General features: G+C 51.0%; 3 protein-coding genes and 2 pseudogenes. All 5 read left to right on the forward strand.

Annotated elements, in window-relative coordinates; genetic code table 11:
* Positions 1-80: 80 nt before the first annotated feature.
* Positions 81-850: pseudogene (galE, locus tag ACTHSQ_RS11050) on the forward strand (UDP-glucose 4-epimerase GalE); the annotation flags it as partial.
* Between the two features lie 115 nt (positions 851-965).
* On the forward strand, positions 966-2,033 hold the full coding sequence (rffG, locus tag ACTHSQ_RS11055; protein ID WP_440371995.1) for a dTDP-glucose 4,6-dehydratase: 1,068 nt from the start codon (positions 966-968) through the stop codon (positions 2,031-2,033).
* A gap of 73 nt (positions 2,034-2,106) precedes the next feature.
* Complete coding sequence (gene rfbA, locus ACTHSQ_RS11060) at positions 2,107-2,973, forward strand: glucose-1-phosphate thymidylyltransferase RfbA (protein WP_440371994.1); 867 nt, start codon at positions 2,107-2,109, stop codon at positions 2,971-2,973.
* Between the two features lie 53 nt (positions 2,974-3,026).
* The gene (gene rfbC, locus ACTHSQ_RS11065) at positions 3,027-3,566 is read left to right on the forward strand and encodes a dTDP-4-dehydrorhamnose 3,5-epimerase (RefSeq protein ID WP_440371996.1); all 540 of its coding nucleotides are present in this window, start codon (positions 3,027-3,029) and stop codon (positions 3,564-3,566) included.
* 34 nt (positions 3,567-3,600) lie between these two features.
* A pseudogene (locus ACTHSQ_RS11070) lies at positions 3,601-5,093 on the forward strand (capsular polysaccharide biosynthesis protein); the annotation flags it as partial.

Raw genomic sequence — 5,093 nt, forward strand, 5'->3', positions numbered from 1 at the left:
GAGACGGGTGTTTTTGTGCATGTTCATGTTTCAGTATTCTCCTGGAAATACTGTAAACAACGCTACTAGTTTCTACACTTTTAAAGGCAGTCGGCGAAAGCGTGGCCGAACCAATGAAATACTATGACAACAATGTGTCGGGCAGCTTGGTATTGGCAGAAGAAATGGTGCGTGCCGGCGTATTTAAGATTGTGTTCAGCTAATCGGCTACGGTTTACGGCGATCCGGGTAAAGTGCCTTATACGGAAGATATGCAACCGGGAGATACGACCAGCCCTTACGGCACGTCTAAGTCTATGGTGGAGCGCATTTTGACGGATATCCAAAAGGCCGATCCGCGTTGGAGCGTGATTTTGTTGCGCTATTTCAACCCTATCGGTGCGCATGAAAACGGTTTGATCGGCGAACAGCCAAACGGTATCCCGAACAATCTGCTGCCTTATATCTGCCAAGTGGCTTCAGGCAAGCTGCCGCAATTGTCAGTCTTCGGCGATGACTATCCTACTCCCGACGGTACGGGTATGCGCGACTATATCCATGTGATGGATTTGGCGGAAGGCCATGTGGCAGCGATGCAGGCGAAAAGCAATGTTTCGGGCGTACATCTGTTTAATTTGGGTTCGGGACGTGCTTATTCGGTATTGGAAATCATCCGTGCTTTTGAGGTATCCTCCGGCTTGACCATTCCGTTCCAAATCAAACCGCGTCGCGATGCGATTTGGCGTGCTTTTACGCCGACCCTGCCTACACCAAAGCGCAAACCGGTTGGGAAACCAAGCGTGATTTGGCGCAGATGATGGAAGATTCATGGCGTTGGGTCAGCAACAACCCAAATGGCTACGACGATTAAGTTGACCTGATACAGGCCGTCTGAAAGAGATGTTTTCAGACGGCCTCTTTATCTCAAAAACACACTTTCTGTCTGCTATAATCCGTTCATATTTTTTGGCTATCCTCTGAAATTTATGAAAAAAATCCTTGTTACCGGCGGCGCGGGCTTTATCGGCTCTGCCGTTGTCCGTCATATTATCCAAAACACCCAAGACTCTGTCGTCAATGTCGATAAGCTGACTTATGCCGGCAATTTGGAATCTCTGACCGAGGTAGCCAATAATCCTCGCTATGCTTTTGAGCAAGTGGATATTTGCAACCGCGCCGAACTCGACCGCGTATTCGCACAACACCAGCCTGATACCGTGATGCACTTGGCTGCGGAAAGCCATGTCGACCGCTCTATCGATTCGGCAGGCGAGTTTATCCAAACCAATATCGTCGGCACATTCAATCTGCTTGAAGCAGCCCGCGCCTACTGGCAACAAATGCCGTCTGAAAAGCGCGAAGCCTTCCGTTTCCACCATATTTCTACCGATGAAGTCTATGGCGATTTGCACGGCACAGACGATTTGTTTACTGAGACCACTCCATACGCGCCGTCCAGCCCCTACTCTGCCTCTAAAGCGTCCAGCGATCACCTCGTCCGTGCATGGTTGCGTACTTACGGTTTGCCGACCATCGTAACCAACTGCTCCAACAACTACGGCCCTTACCATTTCCCGGAAAAACTCATTCCGCTGATGATTCTGAACGCGCTTGACGGCAAACCGCTGCCCGTTTACGGCGACGGTATGCAAATCCGCGACTGGCTGTTTGTCGAAGACCACGCGCGCGCGCTGTATCAGGTTGTTACCGAAGGTGTTGTCGGAGAAACCTACAATATTGGCGGCCACAATGAAAAAGCCAATATTGAAGTCGTCAAAACCATCTGCGCCCTGCTGGAAGAGCTTGTTCCTGAAAAACCAGCCGGTGTGGCACGTTATGAAGATTTAATTACTTTCGTACAAGACCGTCCCGGCCATGACGTACGCTACGCCATCGACGCTGCCAAAATCGGCAGAGAGCTGGGCTGGAAACCTCAGGAAACATTCGAGTCCGGCATCCGCAAAACGGTGCAATGGTATTTGGACAACAAAACCTGGTGGCAAAACGTATTGAACGGCAGCTACCGTTTAGAGCGTTTAGGCACCGGAAAATAAGTTTTCAGACGGCCTGTTCCCATATTAGGCCGTCTGAAAATCACACAAACACACACTACTCAGGAGAAAACCCATGAAAGGCATCATCCTTGCCGGCGGCAGCGGCACACGCCTCTACCCCATCACGCGCGGCGTATCCAAACAACTGCTGCCCGTGTACGACAAGCCCATGATTTACTATCCCCTGTCCGTATTGATGCTGGCAGGAATCCGCGATATTTTGGTGATTACCACGCCCGAAGACAACGCCTCTTTCAAACGTCTGCTCGGCGACGGCAGCGATTTCGGCATTTCCATCAGCTATGCCGTGCAACCCAGTCCGGACGGCTTGGCACAGGCATTTATCATCGGCGAAGAATTTATCGGCAACGATAATGTTTGCTTGGTTTTGGGCGACAATATTTTCTACGGTCAATCGTTTACGCAAACATTGAAACAGGCCGCCGCCAAGACCCACGGAGCAACCGTATTCGGTTATCAGGTCAAAGACCCCGAGCGTTTCGGCGTGGTTGAATTTGACGAAAACTTCAACGCCCTGTCTATCGAAGAGAAACCGCAACAGCCCAAATCCGATTGGGCGGTAACCGGCTTGTACTTCTACGACCAACGCGTCGTCGGGTTCGCCAAACAAATCAAACCGTCCGCCCGCGGCGAATTGGAAATTTCCGACCTCAACCAAATGTATTTGGAAGACGGTTCATTGTCGGTACAACTTTTGGGACGCGGTTTCGCATGGCTGGACACAGGCACCCACGAGAGCCTGCACGAAGCTGCTTCATTCGTCCAAACCGTGCAAAATATTCAAGACTTACAAATCGCCTGCCTAGAAGAAATCGCTTGGCGCAACAGTTGGCTTTCCGATGAAAAACTGGAAGAACTGGCGCGCCCGATGGCGAAAAACCAATACGGCCAATATTTGCTGCGCCTGTTGAAAAAATAATGTTTGAGGCCGTCTGAAACTTTTCAGACGGCCTTTAGATGAAAGATAAAACGATGAACATCATTGATACCGCCATTCTTGACGTAAAACTGCTTGAGCCCCAAGTCTTCGGCGACGCGCGCGGCTTTTTTATGGAAACCTTCCGCGACGAGTGGTTTAAAACCCAAGTCTGCGAACGCACCTTCGTGCAGGAAAACCACTCCAAATCCAGCAAAGGCGTATTGCGCGGCCTGCACTATCAAACTGAAAACACACAAGGCAAACTCGTGCGCGTGGTTGTCGGCGAAGTATTCGACGTGGCTGTCGATATGCGTAAAGACTCCCCCACTTTCGGCAAATGGGTGGGCGAGATTCTGTCCGCAGAAAACAAACGCCAACTGTGGGTACCCGAAGGTTTCGCACACGGCTTCTATGTACTGAGCGATGAAGCCGAGTTCGTCTATAAATGCACAGACTATTACAACCCCAAAGCCGAACACTCACTGATTTGGAATGATCCGACCGTCGGCATCGACTGGCCGCTACAAGGCGAGCCGAACCTGTCGCCTAAAGACTTGGCAGGCAAAGTATTGGCCGAAGCAGTCACGTTTTAAAAAGTTTTAAAAATAATTCAGGCCGTCTGAAAGAATGTTCCTCTTTTCAGACGGCCTACAAATCCATTAATAACAATAATCGACGAAAACGCATTGTGAAAAACGCCTACATTCCCTCTCGCGGCATCCGCAAAATCCCCCATCTCTCCACCCTATTGCCTGAGTTTCATATCTGCAAAGACGGAAAAGGAGCAGAGGCTGTTGTCGGCTGGGGTTTGCGCCCGACGACACACAAAGCGCGTGCTTTTGCCGCCGAACACCAGCTTCCCTTTATTGCTTTGGAAGACGGCTTTTTACGCTCGCTCGGACTGGGTGTCGCCGGTTATCCACCCTACTCCATCGTCTATGACGATATCGGTATCTACTACGACACCACACGTCCTTCGCGTTTGGAACAACTGATTCTTGCCGCCGATGCCATGCCGTCTGAAACCTTGGCTCAGGCGCGGCAGGCGATGGATTTCATCCTAAAACACCACCTGTCCAAATACAACCACGCGCCCGAACTTTCAGACAATCATCCCTTACGCTCCCCATCCAAGTCTGAAACCGTCCTCATTATCGACCAAACCTTCGGCGATATGGCCATCCAATATGGCGGCGCAGACGCCTCTACGTTTGAACTGATGTTTCAGACGGCTTTAAATGAAAACCCGCAAGCCGATATTTGGGTCAAAACCCATCCCGATGTTTTGTGCGGCAAAAAACAAGGCTATCTGACCCAACTGGTGCAGCAACACCGCGTCCATCTTCTGGCAGAAGACATCAACCCGATTTCTTTGTTGCAAAACGTCGATAAAGTTTATTGCGTTACCTCGCAAATGGGTTTTGAGGCACTTTTGTGCGGCAAGCCGCTGACCACCTTCGGCCTGCCGTGGTATGCCGGATGGGGTGTAAGCGACGACCGCCATCCTAAAATCGGCAGCCTTGTTCAAACCCAACGCCACGCCCCCCGCAACTTGCTGCAGCTCTTCGCCGCAGCCTATCTGCAATACAGCCGCTACCTCAACCCCAATACCGGCGAAGCAGGCAACCTCTTTGATGTCATCGACTATCTGGCGACGGTCAAACGCAAAAACGACAAATTGCGTGGCGAGTTATATTGCGTCGGTATGTCTTTGTGGAAACGCGCGGTTGCCAAACCGTTCTTTAACGTCCCCTCATGCCGTCTGAAATTTATCTCTTCCACCCAAAAACTGGCCGGGGTCAAACTGTCCGATAATGCACGCATCCTCGCTTGGGGCAACGGCAAAGAGGCCATCGTCCGTTTTGCCGAACAACACCACATCCCCCTGCTGCGCATGGAAGATGGCTTTATCCGCTCGGTCGGACTCGGCTCCAACTTAGTGCCGCCGCTGTCGCTCGTTACCGACGATATGGGTATTTACTTCAATGCCGAAACCCCGTCCCGTCTCGAACACATCCTACAAAACCAAAACTTCGACGATCAGAGACCTTTGCAAAAAAGTCTTTCCCCCAACAGCCGGAACCTAAACAAAGGTTTTCGGCTATTTCCCTCCCCCAATA

Origin of the sequence: Neisseria sp. P0009.S008 (genome assembly GCF_051958615.1) — a bacterium.
Taxonomy (GTDB): Bacteria; Pseudomonadota; Gammaproteobacteria; order Burkholderiales; family Neisseriaceae; genus Neisseria; species Neisseria subflava.